The sequence below is a fragment of the Burkholderia sp. PAMC 28687 genome (genome assembly GCF_001577465.1).
Taxonomy (GTDB): domain Bacteria; phylum Pseudomonadota; class Gammaproteobacteria; order Burkholderiales; family Burkholderiaceae; genus Caballeronia.
The window spans coordinates 441,340-459,338 of sequence record NZ_CP014505.1 but is presented as its reverse complement, the minus strand read 5'-3'; the positions used below and the strand labels follow the sequence as shown (position 1 = coordinate 459,338).

The following is a 17,999-nucleotide window of genomic DNA, read 5'->3' as shown; positions in this document are numbered from 1 at the left end:
CGTCGGCTTACAAAGAATCTGATGGGAAACAGCGGAGGCCATTATGGTACTTGATGTCAAGTTCCACTCAAAACGTCCTTGGGCCAGCACGCCTCCTTAAGATCATCCGACACGCTTACCAAAATCGCTTGAGCAAGCTTCTCGGGACTGATGGCCTTGCGCACCGAGCCCCCGCAGTGCGAAGCAAGGAACTGATGTTCGTTGGCGATGGTGTAGCGGTATAGTGGTTTGCTTGGCTTACCCAGGGGGTGAAACTGGCAGCGCCAATGGCCGGTGGCGTAAGCGTAGGGCATAAGGCCCATCTTTCCGTAGCCGTTCTCAATAAGAAACGCGCCAGCGAGCAACACCTTGCGAGCACAATCCAGCCAAATGGAGGACTGATCATGCTCGTCCGATGGACGATCCTCGCTGATCTCTTCGATCGCACTACCCATTCATGTTCTCCAAATTCACTTTATTCACCGAACTTCTCAGCCGTCCGTGAATAAGTGATCCAGATCCCGATGTTTTGCGGAGGCTACCCACGACGCCCCTCCCCCGAAGTTGTCCTCTACGCAAAGGTAGGCTTGGCCCAGTCGTAGATTTCTTTTGCCAGATCAATGGGTGAAGGTAAGCTTACAACCCGGAATCCATCCTGCTCCAACTTCCACTCGTGCTCGCCAATGACATTCTCGATCCGCTTGTAATCCTTGGCATCGATGGAGCTTGCTTCCGGTATTAGCAAAAAGAGGCCAATGTTGTCGACCTTGCGGATACGGGAATAGGTAGTTAAATCACGGCTCGATTTGAGCAAGTTCAGTTCGACAGTTTGCGAAGTTTTATATACAGCTGAGGTCACGCTGCCGCAAGCGGCCCCAGTCAGCAAGTTCAGATCGAGAAAATGCTTCGACCCGCCTTCTTCTAGCATGATCCCCTGGCTGTTCTGATTGACGATGAGCTCATAATCCATTTGCGCGATACGCTTGAGCTCTTTGTTCACGAGTTTTCGGGCTTGGGGCGTGTCGATCGAAACGAATTCACGCCCGTTCTTCGCGCTCGTGAACGCCATGACAACTACTTCTGCGAAAAGCCGCTCCACAGTCGCTTCGCAATCCTCTCCGGACGTGTATCGTGGAGCGGACAGACTCAAACATGACGTCTCAAAGACTACATCTGGAATCGCTGCCTTTGCTTGGACGGCTCGGCGCAAGGATTCTTCAGCGTAAGCCAGAATTTCGCGAACGGACTTTTGCGGAAACTGATCGTGATAGATACACTCAAATTTCTTGAAGTCGTCGAGAAGCTTAAAGTGAAGGCGACCGTTGAGAGGCTGGACGACGACGCCGATCGTGAACTGCTGAGGCGCAAACACATCGGGCTGCAGTTCGACGGTGCTCCAAACACCCGAAAACGCGGGCTGTGGGGTTGTCGCCGCAAAGCTTCTGAGGTGAGAAAAGTCCCCATCAAATGACGTTATCGATGAGTTCATGCGACCACCCCCAATTCGTTCGCAAGCCAGCCCGCTTGTGCCCGCTGGTCTAGCGCGGCTAAAGCAGCAGGGACCAAGGTGGCTGCCAAGTTTGGATAGATCTTATTGACGATGTCGGCCAAGTCAGCGCGCACGGCCGCCAACCCCTCGGCGTGCTTTTGAGCAGCGTCGGCCATTTCAACTTGAAAACGCTGGAATTGTGTGACCGTCAGATGCTGTTTGGCCTCCGCTAGCAAACTTCGCGGTTGAAAAATTCTCCCCGATGGCGGCCAGAGAAGGTCGTGCAATATTGTCTCGTGATCGATTGAAATGTAGCCGCCGCCCGGAGCTCGAATCACGTTTCCGAAGTTACGGTCTCTAAGGTCGGTCCAAACGTCGAACGACGCGATTTTCCGGGCATCTTTGCTAAGCAGGCAGTTGCGTCGGGCCAGCCAGAAAGCCCACTTGTTTATTTGCCGCAAAGACTTCCCTGCCACGATCTCGCAGCACCACGCCGGGCACTCGTGCATCGCGTCAAAGGCGGCAGGCAAAATCAGGCTCTTGCGTAATTCTGAGAGTGGGACAAGAACGATCGCGGCAAAGGACACGCACGAGACATCCGATGAGCGAGCGAGCAGCCACCCAATCGCCTCTCCCAAAAGCGAAGGATAATTGAGCGGCAAGAGCTTGACGAAGCAATCTCGCAGTTTGCCAGTCGAGTCAGCGATCTTCGCCAAATGCACGGTCTCGTTGGCGCCGGCGCTACTGGGCTTACCGCGAAACTCTCGCCACGCGGACGTGTCTAGGATGGGGACGCTCATCAAGCAATTCTCCGAACCGCATTGGCCCCGGTTACCATAAACCGAAGCGCGCATAGAAATATTCGCGCAAGCATATCCTACCAACACCGCTTGGACGGCAAGAGCAGGCGGGTTACTTAGTTAATCGAGTGAAGTCGTTGGCAACCCGGGCCGCACCTACGCTTAAGTCAATCAGAGCGGTAAGCAACGCCGTATTGTGAGCACCCTCCACCCGAGTGCATTCGCAGCAATTGCGAGGGAGCCGCCTCCAGATAAATTGGCACATGTTCGACGCAGATTTCTACGGAGCTGCCCGCGGATTACCCGTTCAAGATTGGAGCAGCTAGCCGATAACATGTCGTTCCACACGCCAGCAAACCAATCATAGCCGCAGCTAACAACAAGTTGTGCGGGTCGTCCAAGCGTGGTTTAACAAGCTAGATGCCGATTTCCCCCTGATGGGTGCTCGCTTCTCGTATCCTCGGCGAAGGCGACGATGTAGTCTGATGCATCGGTGATGCGGGGGTGTTTGCCGCATGCGAAAAGAGAACCAGAAAAAGCTGTTCGACCGAATGAAAAAGCAAGTGTTGATCCGTGGGTAAGTCAAATTCGCCATACCACTTATCACGGAGCAACAAGAAAAATTGGTGGCCAAGCCGCGAGTCGTCGGCAAATCCCGGCCAATTGCCCCCAGTAAGGACGAGCAAAAACAGCTTTGCCCCGGGAAAGCTCAATCGGAGTCGTGCTTCGCGATCGTTGAAGTCATCTCGCCACCCGTTGCGATTCCATCCCAGTTGGGTTTTGCATTCAATTGCAGCGATTAGCGAGCCTTCCCGCCATACCGTGATATCTGGTCGCAAGGCCTTCCGCCCCGTCGTTATTGCTTTTTCCGAGGCGACTATGAGCTTGAGGTCCTGTCTTTCGACAGCGATTTTTAGGTAAAAGCATACGCACTCAACAAATATATCCGCGGCCGCGGATGCGACACCCTTACTGAGGCCTGCTTTAATCTGTTGTTGAGAGTCTGAAAATGCTTTAACGCGCAAAAGTATCGCATTCGTTATGTCAACGCCGCCCCAATCGACATGCTTAACGGAGCGAGCCGCATCGAACGCGGCCAGCAACTCCCGCCCAGGTGCCGCTATGGCTTTACGATATTCTCTATCTACTTCGGCAAAGTTGCTCATGATGGTATCCGTGACACATACATGAATAGTTAGGTGCAATTTATCGCTGCGGATTTATCAATGAGGTCCCGTTATAGTCAATTTTGGCGGCCATACGTCACCAGCCATGAACAACGCCATCTCAACGTGTGCTGGCCACCAGCCGGTCTCGATATTGTCGGGTTCGTAAAGCCCACCCAACTCTCCGACTTTATTTTTATTCAACAGCTTGGCGGTTTCCTGCATTAACGATACGTAATCGACGTAGATTTCTGCGGATCGCAAGGGGCTGGTCGGCATACCGGATCCAGGCCAAGATGTTTTGTGCTTCAATAGTCGGCGCGGGACGATCGGAAAAGCGGGCTTACCCTCATTGTCACGGCATCCTCTGAGAGCAATCGAAACGCGCGAATCATAGATCGCAAATTTTTGCTGATCGATGAAGCACAGCCATTTGCTGACGCGGGCAATTTTTATCCCTTTTTCATGCAGCGCTGCGCAGGCTTGAACTAGCTGCGCCGCAGTCGACTCGGAATTACCCCATACGGCCGACGATAGCTGAAGCTTGGCAAACCAGTCGTGGTGATCGATCACCGACGGCAGGCTCCTGCCGAATCCCCATCGATGAATCTGGTCCGCCGCATTTCGAACCGTTAAAGCATGCGTAGAAGACAAGGCACTTTTCATGGCTCGCTCGAGTTCGACGCGCGCGTTCCAAGCGGGACGAAGTGCTTGCCCCTTCCATGTGAAAGAAGAATGGTGCTTAGGCAAGTCTAGACTGAGAAGCTCTTTGGAGAAGCGTTCGATCGTGTTTTTGGGTAGCATGCGTAATATTAAAGCAGCGAGCAGACACAATGGCGAAGAATTGGCGTCTTGGCTGAGATCACTGGTTCAGATTCCAAAGCCGCCAGGCTTGCTACCAGATAACGTATTAACAGCCGACTCGACCGCAGCCGCGGGGCAAGATCCGCCTGTCTTGACGATCCCATTGGGTCAGCCCGTTGCCTACGACAATCATACTTATCTGAGTTCAATCAGCCATCATTGCAACCGCAGGACCGCAGGGCAAGAATCTTGGGGCTCTATGCCGTTTTGAGTGGAACTTGACGGCCGGCGCGATAGCGTTTAATCCCTTGATCACGCGAGGCGGCGGGACGCAAAGGGTTTTGCGGCAAATGTTTTAGCCTGGACATGCGGAGGTAGGCGATGGCCACGAAGTTCTTCACGGTTCGAAATCCGCGCGCGGCCCGCTTGGTTTGTTGGAGCATGCCATTCATCGCCTCGACATAGGCATTGCTGCGACCGTCGAGCATGCCGCGCACGACGCCCGGCAGGCGCTCCTTGAGCGTCGTGGCCAGCCGCCTGAACGGCTCAAGCCGACAACGCTTCGCCCATGAGATCCAGCCCTTGAGCATCTCCTCGGCTGTCTGCGCACAGTTGCTCTGCACGGCCACGCTGTAGACCGTACGCAACCCCTCCTTCAGGCGCCAAGCCCGTGCGCTCTTCAGGTTCGAGCGCTGCAACCGGTGCATCGTATTGATTTGATCCCTGTTCCAGTCAGCGGGATTGCCGCGCATGCCCCACATCAGGCCTTGGATCGTCTTGCGCTGGGTCCCCAGCGCAGCCCGCACGAGCTCCGGCTGTTCCCGCATCTCTTCACGCCGCACCTCGTCCATCGCCTCGTTGGCCAGGGCGATCACGTGGAACCGGTCGAAGCTGATCTGCGCTTGCGGCAAGGCTTCGGTGACGCCCTTGATATAGGCGGCGCCCATATCCATGCAGGCGTGCCTGATCTCATCAGGATTGCCGCCGTGCGCGACCAGGTCGGCCTTGAATTCGGTGACGCTCTTGTGGTCGCTGCCCTCGGTCATGAACAGCAGGCGTTTCGCTTCCAGGTCATGTACCACCGTGACGTAATCATGGCCGCGTCTGATACTGGTCTCGTCGATGCCGATCACCTTGACCCCGTCCATCGTTTGCCTGGCGCGCGCCGTCCCGACATAGTGTTCGATCCGGCGCCACAGCCGCCTGGCGTTCACCCGCAACAGGGAGGCCGCCTGCGCGACCGGCAGGGATTGGCACAGCGACAGGCCCAGCGCCTCGAACAGCAGGGTGAAGCCGCTGCCCGGCCGCGCCCACGGAACCTCCACAGCCGTGGTCTTGCCGCAGGCACTGCAATCGACGCGCGGCACGTCGGCGTGCAGCCATGCCTCGAACTGGAAAAAATCGAGATGACGCCAGTCACGTCTGACCCGATCATGGATGCCTTGTCCGTTCACCCCGCATGCTGGACACGGTAACTTTTTCGCGTCGCAGGACACTTCGAAATCGATCCGGCGCTTGGTTGTATCGAGCTCAACTCTGGATACCATCCACGGAGCTTGCAGACCCAACGCGGAAGTAAACAGGGTTTCAACGGCAACACTCACAGACGATTCCTCGATTCAGATAAGGGCGACTACTGCCTACCATCACTTCTTCGCAACGCGTCGACATGGCCGTCGGCTTACAAAGAATCTGATGGGAAACAGCGGAGGCCATTATGGTACTTGATGTCAAGTTCCACTCAAAACGTCCTTGGGCCAATCTTGGTTTGCGTCTGCCTGCTGGTTCTGCATAACAAGTGCAGATAATTTAGGCTAGTTTGGATGAGCCCGAATTACTCAACTCCTAGAGCCTTAAACACTGCATCGACTGGGTCAGAATAGAAACTCGTTTGAAACTTCGCGAAGAGCTCACCTGGCACAGACGGAATATCCGTCACGCTGGACATCGGCAATAGAATTCGCTTGGCTCCTGCATCGAACGCTACCTGAAGGCTCTCTGCAAGATTGCGCGCTTGCGCGATCGTCCCACCCAGCGTCATGTCGCCCATCACCGCAAGCTGGGTTTGGACCGGCTTACTCAGCGCCGCAGAACAGAAAGCGATGAAGCTCGCGAGCGTCACGGCGTCCGGCGCCCCGGCGTTCTGCAACTCAACCAGATGCAGATGGAAATCACGTTCGGTTGGATGGATGGAGGCACTTACCCGCGAGGCATTGGCCCTAAAGTAGTCGAATGCCACCCGAACGTTCTCACGAGACAGAGCCCCAGAAACGGACAGCTTGCCGCCGCCTGCCATGGCCTGCACTTCCATTCGGTAGACCCCGGGCATTTCGGCCGCGGCCATGGCGATCGTGTGCAGCACGCCTGGTTGCAAGCGCCCCTCGGGGATCAGGCCGCCGCCGGTTTGCTCGGGCACGGACACGAAACGCTCTTGCATGTCTTCTAGGTCAATGTAGGAAAAATGGACGTCATAGAACTCCATGCCACCGATCTTTTTGAGTTGCTCCTTGACACGTCGACGCACCTCCAACGCGTATTCGAGGCACCGGCGGACAGTGTCCTTTGTGTATTCGCCGTCCGGGCAAATCAGCTTAAGGAGGCCGGAGACCGTTCGGCGCACAGCGATGGTGTCCCGCTGGTTGAGGTTATTGCCCAGCTTGAACCACTTGTCGATCGCGTCCGCGAAGCTGCGCTTACGCATCTCGCGCACCCACTCAGCCAAATAGTCGACGATCAGCCCATACTGGTTGGTGAAAAATTCCGGACGCATCTTCGGAATCTCCCAGCCAGGAACATAAGCGTGGAAACGATCGAAAAACGCAGAGTCGATCATGGCATCCGGAAAGGGCGCCAGCAGATGGCTCGTTTTCACGAGCGACTCGACGCTTTGGTTAATGTTTCCTACAAAGACCATCGACGCACTAGCATTGATGGACTCGCGGCCCCGGCTGAACGATCCCGAGGCCATGTAATCCTTCATGATTTGAACCCCGTCTTGATCCTTGAAGTTGATGCCGGCTACTTCGTCGAACGCCACGACGTCCCACAAGCCGACCAGGCCGACTTTGCGCGCGCTCATGTTGTAAAAAAGGTTGGCGACGGTCGACTGCCCTCCGGAGACCAAGATTGAATTGGGGCTGATTTCCTTGTAAATGTGGCTCTTGCCCGTGCCACGGGGACCCAGCTCACACAGGTTGTAGTTGTTTTCGACGAGCGGGATCATGCGCGCGAGCAAATGCCACTTGGCTCGCTCTTTGAAGCACGTCGGCTCCATGCCGGTCGAGCGCAGCAACGCGTCGATCCACTGCGATTCGGTGAAGCCTTTGCGCGCCGAAAACAGCTCTTCCATGTCCAGGCTGGGCATCTGGATGGGCTTCAAGTCCGCGACGGCGAAGGGCGAGGTCTTTTGGTTCTCTTCGAAGAAGTAGCGCAGCGTGACAATGCACCAAATGCCGCCGACGAGCAGCTTCTCAAACTCTCGCACGTAATGGTCCGGCACCTCGGCGTTTTTGATGCCAAGGTTGGAGAGCAGCGCCTCATAGGCGTCGCGGCTCTCGTTGAGCTTGACGGTGACTTTGTCGATCACCTTGAACGAGCCGAGCTCCCGGATCTTGCTCTTGACCTTCTCGGCCTCGTCCGGGCGCACGTAGTTTTCCGCTAGGATGCGCTTGACGCTGTCCAAACCCGCGCGAATCGTCTCCGGGTCGTCCGAGGCGCAATACATGCCCAACAGATATTCGAGCACATAGACTGGAACGTTGGCCCCTTCTTTGATGAGTTTCGTCAGGTCTTTGCGCACCACGCGACCGGCAAACCGCTCGTTGAGCAGGCTGTCGAGCGTCCGCTCGGCGCTGGCGTCCGCCGCCGCGCGCGCAGCCGCGTTCGGGGACGGGGTCGCCGGGTCGGAAAATGGCGCGGAAATCGGTTCTGCCATGGCGGCCTCTAAAAATCGTTGCTAAAGGCGAGGTCGATACGCAGCGGCGAGCGCCAAGCCTCGGCCTTCGTCTTCGCGTCGCGCGCGACGAGAAAATAGTCTTTCGTCCGATCGTGGGAGCCGGCTTGAATCGTGAGCATCACCGAGCGCTTGCGCTCGTCGAGCAATCCCGACGTGCTGTCAAACGTGATCGTCTGCTCGTCGCTCACCGGCGTGTCGCCGTCCCGAATAGAGAATATTAACGTGACGGGCAGAACACGCTCCGAGATCGCTTCATTTTGAATGAATTCGAACCGTTGTTTGTTCGTCACCACACGGTTGCTCGACCCCAAGGGGCTCACTTCCACGGGCTTGGTCCGGACCTTCTCCGACTCGCTCTCCTTGACAACAATGAAGGGGACGACGATCTCCTGCGGCATCGCGCTGCCATGGACAAACCGAGCGCCGCCGGAAAAGTGGAAGCGTCCGGCCGCTTTTAGCGCCCAAAAGTCGATGCTGCCGTCGCCCGCGTCGGTGCCGGCCGTCCGCTCCGTGGAGCCGCACCAGGCCTTGGGAGTGGTCCCCATGCCGCGGCCGAGGATGTAGCGCTTTTTGGACTTGATGGCGCCCTCGGGCTCCTCGCCGAGGACGGAGCGGTCGGCCTCTTCGAGCGCAGACTCCTGATACAAGAAGCCATGGTCGGCGGTCACGACCACCGTCGAGCCGTTGAGGCTGTTGACGATGAAGTTGACCGTCTCGGCCAACTCCTTGATGGTCTGCGCCGTCGCCTCGAAGGCCTTGGTCTCCGTGACCCGCTTGTCGGCGATAGCGTCGATGCGGTCGTGGTAGATGTAGACCAGGCGGTGCGGCTTGACGAATTCGCGCCCGCGCTCCTTGCCCTTCTCCATCAGCTCGTCGCGGCCGATCGCCACGCCGTCGTGCCTCGCGAGGATCGCCGAGCGCTGGTCGAGCGTGGCCGAGGGCTTGCCGTCGACCATCACATCCAAGCTCGCGTTGGCCTTGTAGGCGAGGCGCTCATGGGGCAAGAGGCTCGCCATGCCGAGCGTGGTGTAGCTCGGCAAGACCCCCAGCATGGCATCCAACCGCGCCTTGACGCGATTGCGCGAGTTGAGATCACGCGCGAGCTCTTCGGCCGCCTCGTAGCGGAACGCATCGGAAATGATCACGAAGACGCGTTTGGCGCCGTTTTCAAACTCCGGCTGGACCACGCGCGGGTAAAATGCCTGCTGGCTGGCCACGCCCGGCAACTGCCAAACGCTCAGAAGCCCGGTGTCGCCTTCGATCACGGCGCTCCACCCGGACGCCAGCTGCCCAATAAACCATCCGGAATAGGCGTCCTCCATCCGATCGCGCAGCTCGTGCAAGAGCGCCCAGCCCATCGGCTCTACCGACTCCGCGGCATGCATGAACCATCGATAGAGCTGGTCGAACCGGAAAATGTCCGACCGATACGCGGCAAAGGCGGTTTGCGCGTCGGGGAAGCTGAACCCGCTCGCATGCGTCGCTTGCAGCTCGAAGAAGCCAGCGGCGGCCTCCAACGCGTCGTAGCTCGCCGCGAGCGCGCGCGTCGAGTCGTTCGCGCCCGCCAGCAACGGGTTGGCCCAGTGGCCGTCGCGACGCCGCGCGATGAGCGCGCGGACCGAATCCATGTTGGCGCCGCCGCCGGCGATGATCCGGGATTTCAGATCCGCGATGACCCGCTTCTCGATGTCTTCGAAGGTCATCGATTCAAGGAGGTCCTCGGCGCCAATCGGGCCAATCAGATCCATCACGCGCAAGTCGACGGCCACCATCGCCGACAGCGTGTCGTAACTTCCGTAGTTGGCCATGTCCGAGCGCCATCGGCTCGCGAAGACCGACGAGTGCGCCGCCCGAGCGCGCTCGCGAATGAGCAAATGACCCAAGGGCGCGGGAGCTGAATGCACGCCATTGCAAAAATCCGTTGCGAAAATCGCGTAAAGAAGGCTTCGAAGGCTGCGCGCGTCGGGCGCCGCCTCACGGTATCCGAATTCCCGCTCCGCCAGCGTCCAAAACGCGTCGCCCAGCTCGTTCGCCTCGATTTCCGCAAGCGCCTTCGGAATGGCGTCGAGATCCGCCCCATCGTTCGCGAGCCCCGCGAACACCTTCAAGAAAATGCCCGACGTCTCGGAGGTTTCGGCGCGGGCCAGCACAGCCAGCATTTTGCGATCGAGATCATCCGCGGTGTCTTCCGGCTCCGCCCAACGCTTCAATCGATCCAACCGATCGCGGGCGCGCAAAAATTTCGCGCGTTGTTTGAGGTGGCCGCGAAGCGCCTGCGTGGCGAGGCCGAGCTCATCCAACTGAATCGAGGCGGTGTCCGCGCTGAACGCCTTGCCGCGCAATCGCGCGTCAAGAAGCCAATCGGCGGCGGGCGCTGGTTCCGGAAACGGGGCGTAAAAGAGCCATTGCGCGCCGTCTTCGCGCTCAATCTCAATCTTCGCCTGCAACGCGGGCGTTTGGTCCAGGCGCACCACGCGAACCCCTTGGAGATCGAGCAGGTCGACTTGCGACGCGAACTCTCCGTCCGCGTCGTTCCAGAACACCAGCGAATGGCCCTCGGCGAAGATCCGCGCAAGCGCCGGCAAAAAAAATGCCTGTTGTCCGCTAGTCATCGCTACCGCCGCAAATGATCTTGGGGTTCGACACCAGGTCTCCAAACTTGCCGTAATTCTTTTTCACGCCATCATCGAGATCGATCGAGATGCGCATGTCGGCGTAGTGCCGCAGCTTTTCGTCATAGGCAAACAGCTCCGCCTGCTTCTTGCGCAGCAGATCAATCTTCTTCTGCACCTTTACTCGCGTGGCAGTTGCTATTGCAGCAAGCGCATCCCTTTCCAAGCCCTCCAATCGAGACGCGATCTTTCCGGTAAGCGGCACAACATATTCCGAGCGCATGCGCGCAAGGGTCCCCTCGTGGTAACGATGAATATAGACCAATGCTTGGAATGCTCCATGCTTACCACTAGAGAAAAGCCAGTAAATAGGACGGTTCTTGTAAGTCTGCAAATGGTCCGAATAAAACTTATCGGCTAAATACGAGCGAACCAATTCGAGTGGCGTTCCGTTTCCCTTGGGTTGCAGAGCTTCAGCAAGTTATTCCATGTCAACTGTTGCGGAGTCTTGACCGCCCAATGCACGAATAAAGGCAGGCATTTGATTTAACGCGTCGTCGTCGAACCATCCTTCATCGGTCACGGGCACGATGCCATCCACGTCCGCAGGAAAGCTGACGTATCGCGAGGGATCGAATTCTTTACCACCACTCTCTGCATAAACCACGCCGTCGTCTTCAAGACTATAACGTCCCATGAGACAACCGATCACATAAGAGATGAACCTGACAGCTTCGGTAGATCGATCAATCTGCTCGAGTATCAACTTCGCCTTATGGTTCGACATAGTTTCGACATCGTTTATTCCGTATGCCTGGAAACTCGCCTCAGCAACCGTTTTTTCCAATTCGCGATTTCTGTCGAGGGCGCTGGCATTTTTCGCAGAAAGAAGTGCCGACGCCTCGCGTAAGGACGACACTGTTTTCCTCATAGACACAAGTTCGAGGTGCCTGAAGCCCCACGAAGTTTCTCGAGAATCCCAGTCAGCTTTCGACAACTCGACGAGCTGCCGGACTGCCGAAATTAATGCGCCATGCACGGGCCCCTTGGGAAACGGCAGCTTGTTGTAGTATCCAACATCGAAGTGAAGTGATTGACTTAGCGCGCCAATGAAGTGATCGACAACGGGTGAATTGAGCAATCCAAGCAGTTCATATAGCTGCTCTTCATTTTCACAAAACGCGGAGTGTGCTGAATTTGCGAAAATGAAGCCGGCGTCCTGCAAGCGAAATGCATTATCGATAGTTATATCCGACCAGGTGACCGACCGCTTGAAATACCAAGATTCGTTTCGAATAACCGATTTCGGAACGAGGCTTTTAATGTCATTTCCATTGTCTCTCCAATTAACCACAAATTCATTGTTGCCATACCATCGCCGGACTAACCCGCCCTTATTGTAAGGAACCCAAGTGCTTTTCGTCTTCGACGCCTCATCAGAAGATGTGCAGTTGAAATCAACACAATTGAAGCCTATTTCGTGCCAATATCGGACGAATCTCGGATTATCCGACGTTGACAGCCCCTGTCGAGCGCGCGACACGGCACCCATGGGCCGACAAGTCTTAAAAATATTTCGCGTTTCCTCAGACGTCCAATATGAAATTGGCTCTCCGGCGATGTCAGAAAAGCTGCTCGAGCTTCGAAGAAAATACTGATTGCGTAACAACCGCCCCTTGAAAACTGCTTCTTTGTCCAATGACGGCGCCACATCGTTACAATTAATGTATTTTGCGACATAATCACCTATTTTTGTCTTGCGAATGGTGAACGCCGCAGCCAATGCCACCTTACTGTTTAGCATCGGAAAGCTATTAAAGCCGATTTGAACCAAACTCTCGATGGAGGTGGTTTTCAACAAATGATTACGCAGTGCTTCATACGAGGAATTGAACATCCAATTCTGAAGTGTGACTAGCGCGGTAATACCTTGAGCAGCTGTAAAATCCAATGCTCGAACGATAAAACAAGCGAACAAGTCGGCCTTCGTCGACTCATAGTGGTTTTTGATAAAACGTTGAAGCGGACCGCACATACCCTTGCTTCCCATATATGGAGGGTTTGCTATTACCGCATCGAACGTGCTGCTTAGCAGCTCTGCTTGCGCGACAAACGGAAAAATAGTGCGAGCCGACGCAACTGCATACAGATCGCCCTCGGAAATCGCGCGCAATAATGCTTCCCTTAGCCGAGGCAATTCAATTGACAACGAGCTGGGGACTTTAATGAGAGAGCCTGTGGTAGAGGCGCCTTGGAAAATTTTTAGCAACGCAGAAATAACCTGCTTTGAAATCCCGAAGGATTCAAGCGGCCCCGCCTCATTATCGACGTCAATTGCATCACTTTGCAGGAGTGAAATAATATTTAGCCGTGGAGGATCTCTTAAAATCCGGGGATCATCCGCCCGGGCCTTCATCAGAAGCGAAAACGAAGCGAGCTGGGCGGCACGATCATCAATATCAATACCGAAGATGTTCTTTTCAAGCACAAGACGCGGTATATCCCGTGGTCGATAGCCACGTTCAAGATAAAAAGTTTTGAATACGTCGTAAGCCTCGACCAATATATGGCCGGAGCCGCACGCAGGATCGAGGAGAGTAAGCGCTTCCGGATCCACCCGGCCAGCGTTCTCATCTACCCGCTGTCTCATTTGAGCATTTAGCCGCGAAGCGACGTCATCGTCCTGCGGGGCGGGCTCAAGATAGTAGTCGTAGTTCGAGTGAAGACTTGACGTTGGATTACCTAAGGCCCAGAGTCGGCCGATACTATTTTGAACGAGATACTTGACGATCCAGTTGGGCGTGAACAGTTGGGTCGCCGCTGGAATATCCTCGCTTCGAACAACCTTCCCCATTATTTGCGACTTTTTATCGCTAATATAGAACTGGTAAAGCCAGCCAACTGCCTCAATCTGATTCCAATCTTCTTCCGGGACGCTCACCACGAGCTTCACCACGATTGAATCGGTGCGTAGCAAATTCTCAGGCAGCAGCAGCTCCGTCTCGTCGTCGATATGCTCGAACAGGAAGGGCATTGAGCGCGACAAATCATTGCATTGCGCCACCAGCAAGAGCTTGTAGAGTTCGTTGTCCTGCGTGCCCGCCAGGTGCATTTCTCGTGCTGTTTGCGTGTTCAGTCCGGGAAGCGACACGTCGCTGGCATGACGCAGGATTTCAGGCAGCCCCCCATCCCGGCTCGACAGCACCCGCCATCCATGATCGAGGTATCCATGCAGCTCCATGAAGCGCAAGGCGGCAAATCGATTGAACCAAGTGTAGGCCACATCTTCCATCGCTTGCTCGAAGCCACGTCGCTCGATGCGCCGAACGAGCTTCTCGCGTTGCGCGTTGACCTTGACGGGCCACTCGCGACCCTCAATGATCACCAAGTCGCCCCGGACGCTGGCCGGCGCGGCCCCCGCCGCCGAGATGCCCAACAGGTTGGCCCGCGCGGCGACAGCGGCGATGAAATCGAGGCGCGCTTGCGGCGCGTAGGCTTTCAGGTTTGTTTTGTTCATGTCTTGATTGAGCCTTTCGTCTAAATGCTACTGCAAACGCGCGCGGTGCCCCGCCGCGATGGCCGCGAGGAGCTCCCGGCGAAGGCTTCCGATAAATTCCTCGACGTCTTCGGCGCTTTCAAGGTAGGTCTTGGCGCTCAGCTCGCTCGTGCGCACCACCTTGATGGGGCGCGTCGAGACCACAGCGCCTGCGCCGCCCGTCCCCGAGCCCCCTGAGCCGCCCGCGCCCGCTCCGCCCCCCGGCGCCGTCGTCCCGCGGCTCGACCCGAGGCTTGGGCGCCTCCTTCGCCTTGGCCGCGCGCGCGATCTTGTCCATCGCATCGTCGAGCAGATCGCCAGCCCTCCCCTGCGCGAAGAGAATGCGCGGGATGCTGACCATCCCGGCCAGTTGCGCCTTCAAGGCTTGAAGGGGATTGAGCGCCGCATTGCGCAGATTCGGATCCGCCTCGGCGGCGTCCAGCGCCTGCTGCGCTTCGGCAATCTTCTCGTCGACCGAACGGAGCGCGCGCTCGCGACGCTCGCCGCCGATCGCGTCGTTCACCTTCTCCACGGTCGCGACCAAACCCTCGATCCGATTGATCATCCCGTAGGGCGCCGGGTTGTGGTGGATCATCTCCAATTCGGACAGGGCAACCGCGGCCTCCGGCGCATTGAGCAGCTCCTCGCGATTGTCCGAAAAGCTCGCGAGGGCGTCGAGCAGGCGTGACCAGACCGGAACTTGGTTCTTGTAGAACCCGAGCACGTCGTGGACGTCTTCGGCCAAATCCAACCAATCGTTGCGAGCCTGCGCGAGCGCGTCCAAAAACTCATAGGGATCGCGCAGCGCAAGTTGGCGATCGATCGTGATCAGCGCCCGCACAATCTCCGTGCCGCCCGGGTAATCCTTGTGCTCGGCTTTGCCGCGCGCGCGTTCGAGGTCCGCTTTGAGTTGAGCCAGGTGGCTGCGGAACTCGGCAACGAGCGCGTCTTCGTCCTCCGGTGGCATGATCGAAAACATGTCGCGATGCAACTCTCGCGCGTTGGTGCGCGTCAGAGCGTCCGAGGTCTTGCGCTTCAAGATCGAGACGTTTTTGAAGCGGGCCGCTTTCGTCAACGGCTCGATCGCCCCCAGAGGGTCAAGATCGGCGCCCTCCATCACCAGCTTAATCTCGCCGGCCATAAAAAGCCGCGCCACCAGCAGGACCGTCTCCCATTCCGGCCGCCACCCCCAGGGCACACCCGAGAAACGGTCGATGACGTCAGAAAGGAGCACGCGGCTGCTCTTGGCGACCACGTCGAGATATTGGCGCATTTCCCCCAACGCGAGGGCATTGCCGTCCTCCCCGCCCAACGCCATGCGTTGCTGGCCCACCGTGTCGGCGGTGAGCACGGCTCGAATTTCCGCGATCGGATCGGCCTGACGAACCTTGATGTAGCTGAGCTTCGAGTAGGTGTTGGAGACCAGATAGTTGAGCATTTCGTCGCGCACGCTGGGCGGCGATTGCGGCTTGATCGTCAGCCGCTGCCCCAACGCGTAGAAGTCCCCGGCGCTCATCATCTCCGCCAGTTGCGTGAGAAGGCGCGCCCGGCGTTCGCGGTTTTCGTCCTTCCGGTCGTAAAGGATCCGTTTGAGCGACGGGGTCGCCGTGTCCGCTTTCGGCGCGATGTATTTCTCGATCTGCAGATACGTTTTCAGCTCGACATAGACGCGCGAATCGTTGGCCATTCGCAGCAACGCTCGGCCAGAGCCCTCGGCGCTGCGGCCGATGCATCGTGCCTCGTGCATCATTTCGTAGTCGGCGCCGACGGGTGAGATCACCTCGAAGGTCAATGCCGAATTCGCAAGCTTGAAGGGGACGCTGTCGAGCAGGCGATTGAATTCGTAATCGCTCTTGGTGTCTCGGTGCCTCACCTTCGTTTGGCCGGCAAGAATCTCATCGAACACAAGCTCGGCGACCAGGCGAGAGATTTCCGCTTCCGAAACGTTGACGGACTTCACCTCTTGGGAGACGTCTCGCTCCTCGTTGGTCAGGAAAAACCAAAGATCGCCGTTTCGGCTCACCAGATTCTGCCGCTCCAACCGCAGAAGCGACGCCTCAATCTCTCGTTTGAGTGCAAGCTTGTCCGCATCGACGCGATCGAGGCAAAGGGTCGCCAAGTTGTCGATCGTGCCCTTGACCGCGTCCGCGTATCGGATCAGGAACAAGGTTCGCAAAAGCTTCCCATCCCAAGGCTCCAACGCGGGATTGGAGGCCGCTTGATCCACGGCGCGCTTGACCGAGGAGTCCAGAAAGCTCTCGATCGCCGGATAGAAATCGTAGAGGGGCACGAGCGTGTCGATGTCCCGCTGGCCGTTGTGGACCGCCGCCGTTTGAAAGGCGTCGAGCATCGAGCGCTCGCCGCGCGCCAAGTGCCGACCGGTCGCTCCCACCTTGCGAATGGACTCAAAGACCTTTTGCAGCAACTGAAACTGGTAAGGGGCGAACGGATAATGCGCGGCGAAGTCCGCGGCGTCGCGAAAGCGCCGAAAAGCCACCGCGTGATCCGCAAACGAAACCTGGTTGTTGATGATGTCGCCCTTGGCTTTCCATAGGGCTTCGAGCTCGGCGCGCGCTGAGGGCGTTTTTTCGAGCAGGCGATGCGAAATGACTTCGTCGGTGTTCGAGCTCGACAGGGACAACCGCGTGTGAAAGCGCCCCGTGATCTTCGAGAAGTCGTTCGTGCGTGCCTGGTTGGCTTCGCCCAGGGTGGCGTCGATGTCCTCCTGGCTGGTCACGATCACCCAGGCGCGCCCTTTGCACTGCATGCCAAGCTCTTCTGTGATGGTCTGCAAGTTGAGCATCAGCGCGATGTTCTTTCCGATAAACTGGCCGACCTCGTCGACCAAAAAAACGATCCGGTGCTGCGGACCTTTGGTGTCGAGGTATTTGCGCACGAGCGCGGCGAAGCCTTCGATGTTGATCTTGTAGGCGTCGCGCGCGTTGTCGAACCATTTCGCTGCAGAATCGGGCGACATGTCCAGCGCGTGGCTGAGCCCTGCGATCACATCGTCGCGCAGGAAATCGACCGCGTCGCGCTCGACGTCCCACGCGTTGCCATTGGCCACTTTAAACGCCTGCGTAAACGAGTCGTAGGCGCCCTTGGAGATCAGATAGCGCTCCATCTCGGCGACGTGCGGCGCGTCCCCCGACAACCCTTGCATCTCGTTGAAGACGCGCAGGAACACTTGCAAGATCGCGTCGCGATCGCCTTTGGAGTCGGCCTTCGAGTCGATGTTGAACAAGATCACGTCGGTGTTGCCCTTGACCGCGCGGCGAATGTCGCCCAGAAGCATGGCGTCCTTGATTTTCGAATCAAAGAATTCAATCGCGCGCCGCGATGTCTCGTCCCCCGGATGGGAGGCTTCGAGGTTCGACAACAGATACGACAAAATCTTGATGAAGTGCGACTTGCCCGACCCAAAGAAGCCCGACACCCAGACACCCATTCGTGAGGCGATGCTCGGGTCGTTGGGGTGGGCCGCGGTGGCCAGGTAGGCTTCAAAAAAGCTGCGCAGGTATTCCGTGACCTCTTTGGTCGCGACGTATTCGTCCAGCTCCTGCCAGACGCTCGCCTCGTCGCGTTGGTCCGCTTTGATGACGCCGTTGATCGGCCGGTCAATGGGCTTGACGAATAGCTCTTGGATTTTCATTGGTCTC

11 protein-coding genes are annotated in these 17,999 nt (G+C 57.3%); all 11 read right to left on the bottom strand.

The window, feature by feature from the left end; genetic code table 11:
* Positions 1–56: 56 nt before the first annotated feature.
* The 11 genes from AX768_RS02080 to brxC all read right to left on the bottom strand — a co-directional run bounded on the left by AX768_RS02080 (position 57) and on the right by brxC (position 17,992).
* Positions 57–434, bottom strand: a complete 378-nt coding sequence (locus AX768_RS02080; protein ID WP_061998573.1) for a hypothetical protein — start codon at positions 432–434, stop codon at positions 57–59.
* Positions 435–550: 116 nt separating this feature from the next.
* Complete coding sequence (locus AX768_RS02075) at positions 551–1,468, bottom strand: hypothetical protein (RefSeq protein ID WP_061998572.1); 918 nt, start codon at positions 1,466–1,468, stop codon at positions 551–553.
* Positions 1,465–2,268: a hypothetical protein gene (locus tag AX768_RS02070; protein ID WP_061998571.1), complete on the bottom strand. Its 804-nt coding sequence runs from the start codon at positions 2,266–2,268 to the stop codon at positions 1,465–1,467. The genes AX768_RS02075 and AX768_RS02070 overlap by 4 nt, the downstream gene beginning before the upstream one ends.
* A gap of 416 nt (positions 2,269–2,684) precedes the next feature.
* Positions 2,685–3,434, bottom strand: coding sequence for a hypothetical protein (locus AX768_RS02065; protein WP_061998570.1), 750 nt, complete (start codon positions 3,432–3,434; stop codon positions 2,685–2,687).
* Positions 3,435–3,491: 57 nt separating this feature from the next.
* Positions 3,492–4,100, bottom strand: a complete 609-nt coding sequence (locus AX768_RS02060; protein WP_155524153.1) for a hypothetical protein — start codon at positions 4,098–4,100, stop codon at positions 3,492–3,494.
* Positions 4,101–4,495: 395 nt separating this feature from the next.
* On the bottom strand, positions 4,496–5,842 hold the full coding sequence (locus AX768_RS02055; protein ID WP_061998568.1) for an ISL3 family transposase: 1,347 nt from the start codon (positions 5,840–5,842) through the stop codon (positions 4,496–4,498).
* A 230-nt stretch (positions 5,843–6,072) separates the two neighbouring features.
* On the bottom strand, positions 6,073–8,172 hold the full coding sequence (gene brxL, locus AX768_RS02050; RefSeq protein ID WP_172811909.1) for a protease Lon-related BREX system protein BrxL: 2,100 nt from the start codon (positions 8,170–8,172) through the stop codon (positions 6,073–6,075).
* 8 nt (positions 8,173–8,180) lie between these two features.
* Positions 8,181–10,805 carry a BREX-1 system phosphatase PglZ type A gene (gene pglZ / locus AX768_RS02045; RefSeq protein ID WP_061998567.1) on the bottom strand — a complete coding sequence of 875 codons (2,625 nt, stop codon included), beginning with the start codon at positions 10,803–10,805 and terminating at the stop codon, positions 8,181–8,183.
* Positions 10,798–11,130 carry a BREX-1 system adenine-specific DNA-methyltransferase PglX gene (locus AX768_RS33585; RefSeq protein ID WP_231941298.1) on the bottom strand — a complete coding sequence of 111 codons (333 nt, stop codon included), beginning with the start codon at positions 11,128–11,130 and terminating at the stop codon, positions 10,798–10,800. The genes pglZ and AX768_RS33585 overlap by 8 nt, the downstream gene beginning before the upstream one ends.
* A gap of 156 nt (positions 11,131–11,286) precedes the next feature.
* Complete coding sequence (pglX, locus tag AX768_RS02035; RefSeq protein ID WP_061998565.1) at positions 11,287–14,322, bottom strand: BREX-1 system adenine-specific DNA-methyltransferase PglX; 3,036 nt, start codon at positions 14,320–14,322, stop codon at positions 11,287–11,289.
* Positions 14,323–14,440: 118 nt separating this feature from the next.
* Positions 14,441–17,992: a BREX system P-loop protein BrxC gene (brxC, locus tag AX768_RS02030; protein ID WP_231941297.1), complete on the bottom strand. Its 3,552-nt coding sequence runs from the start codon at positions 17,990–17,992 to the stop codon at positions 14,441–14,443.
* Positions 17,993–17,999 lie beyond the last annotated feature (7 nt).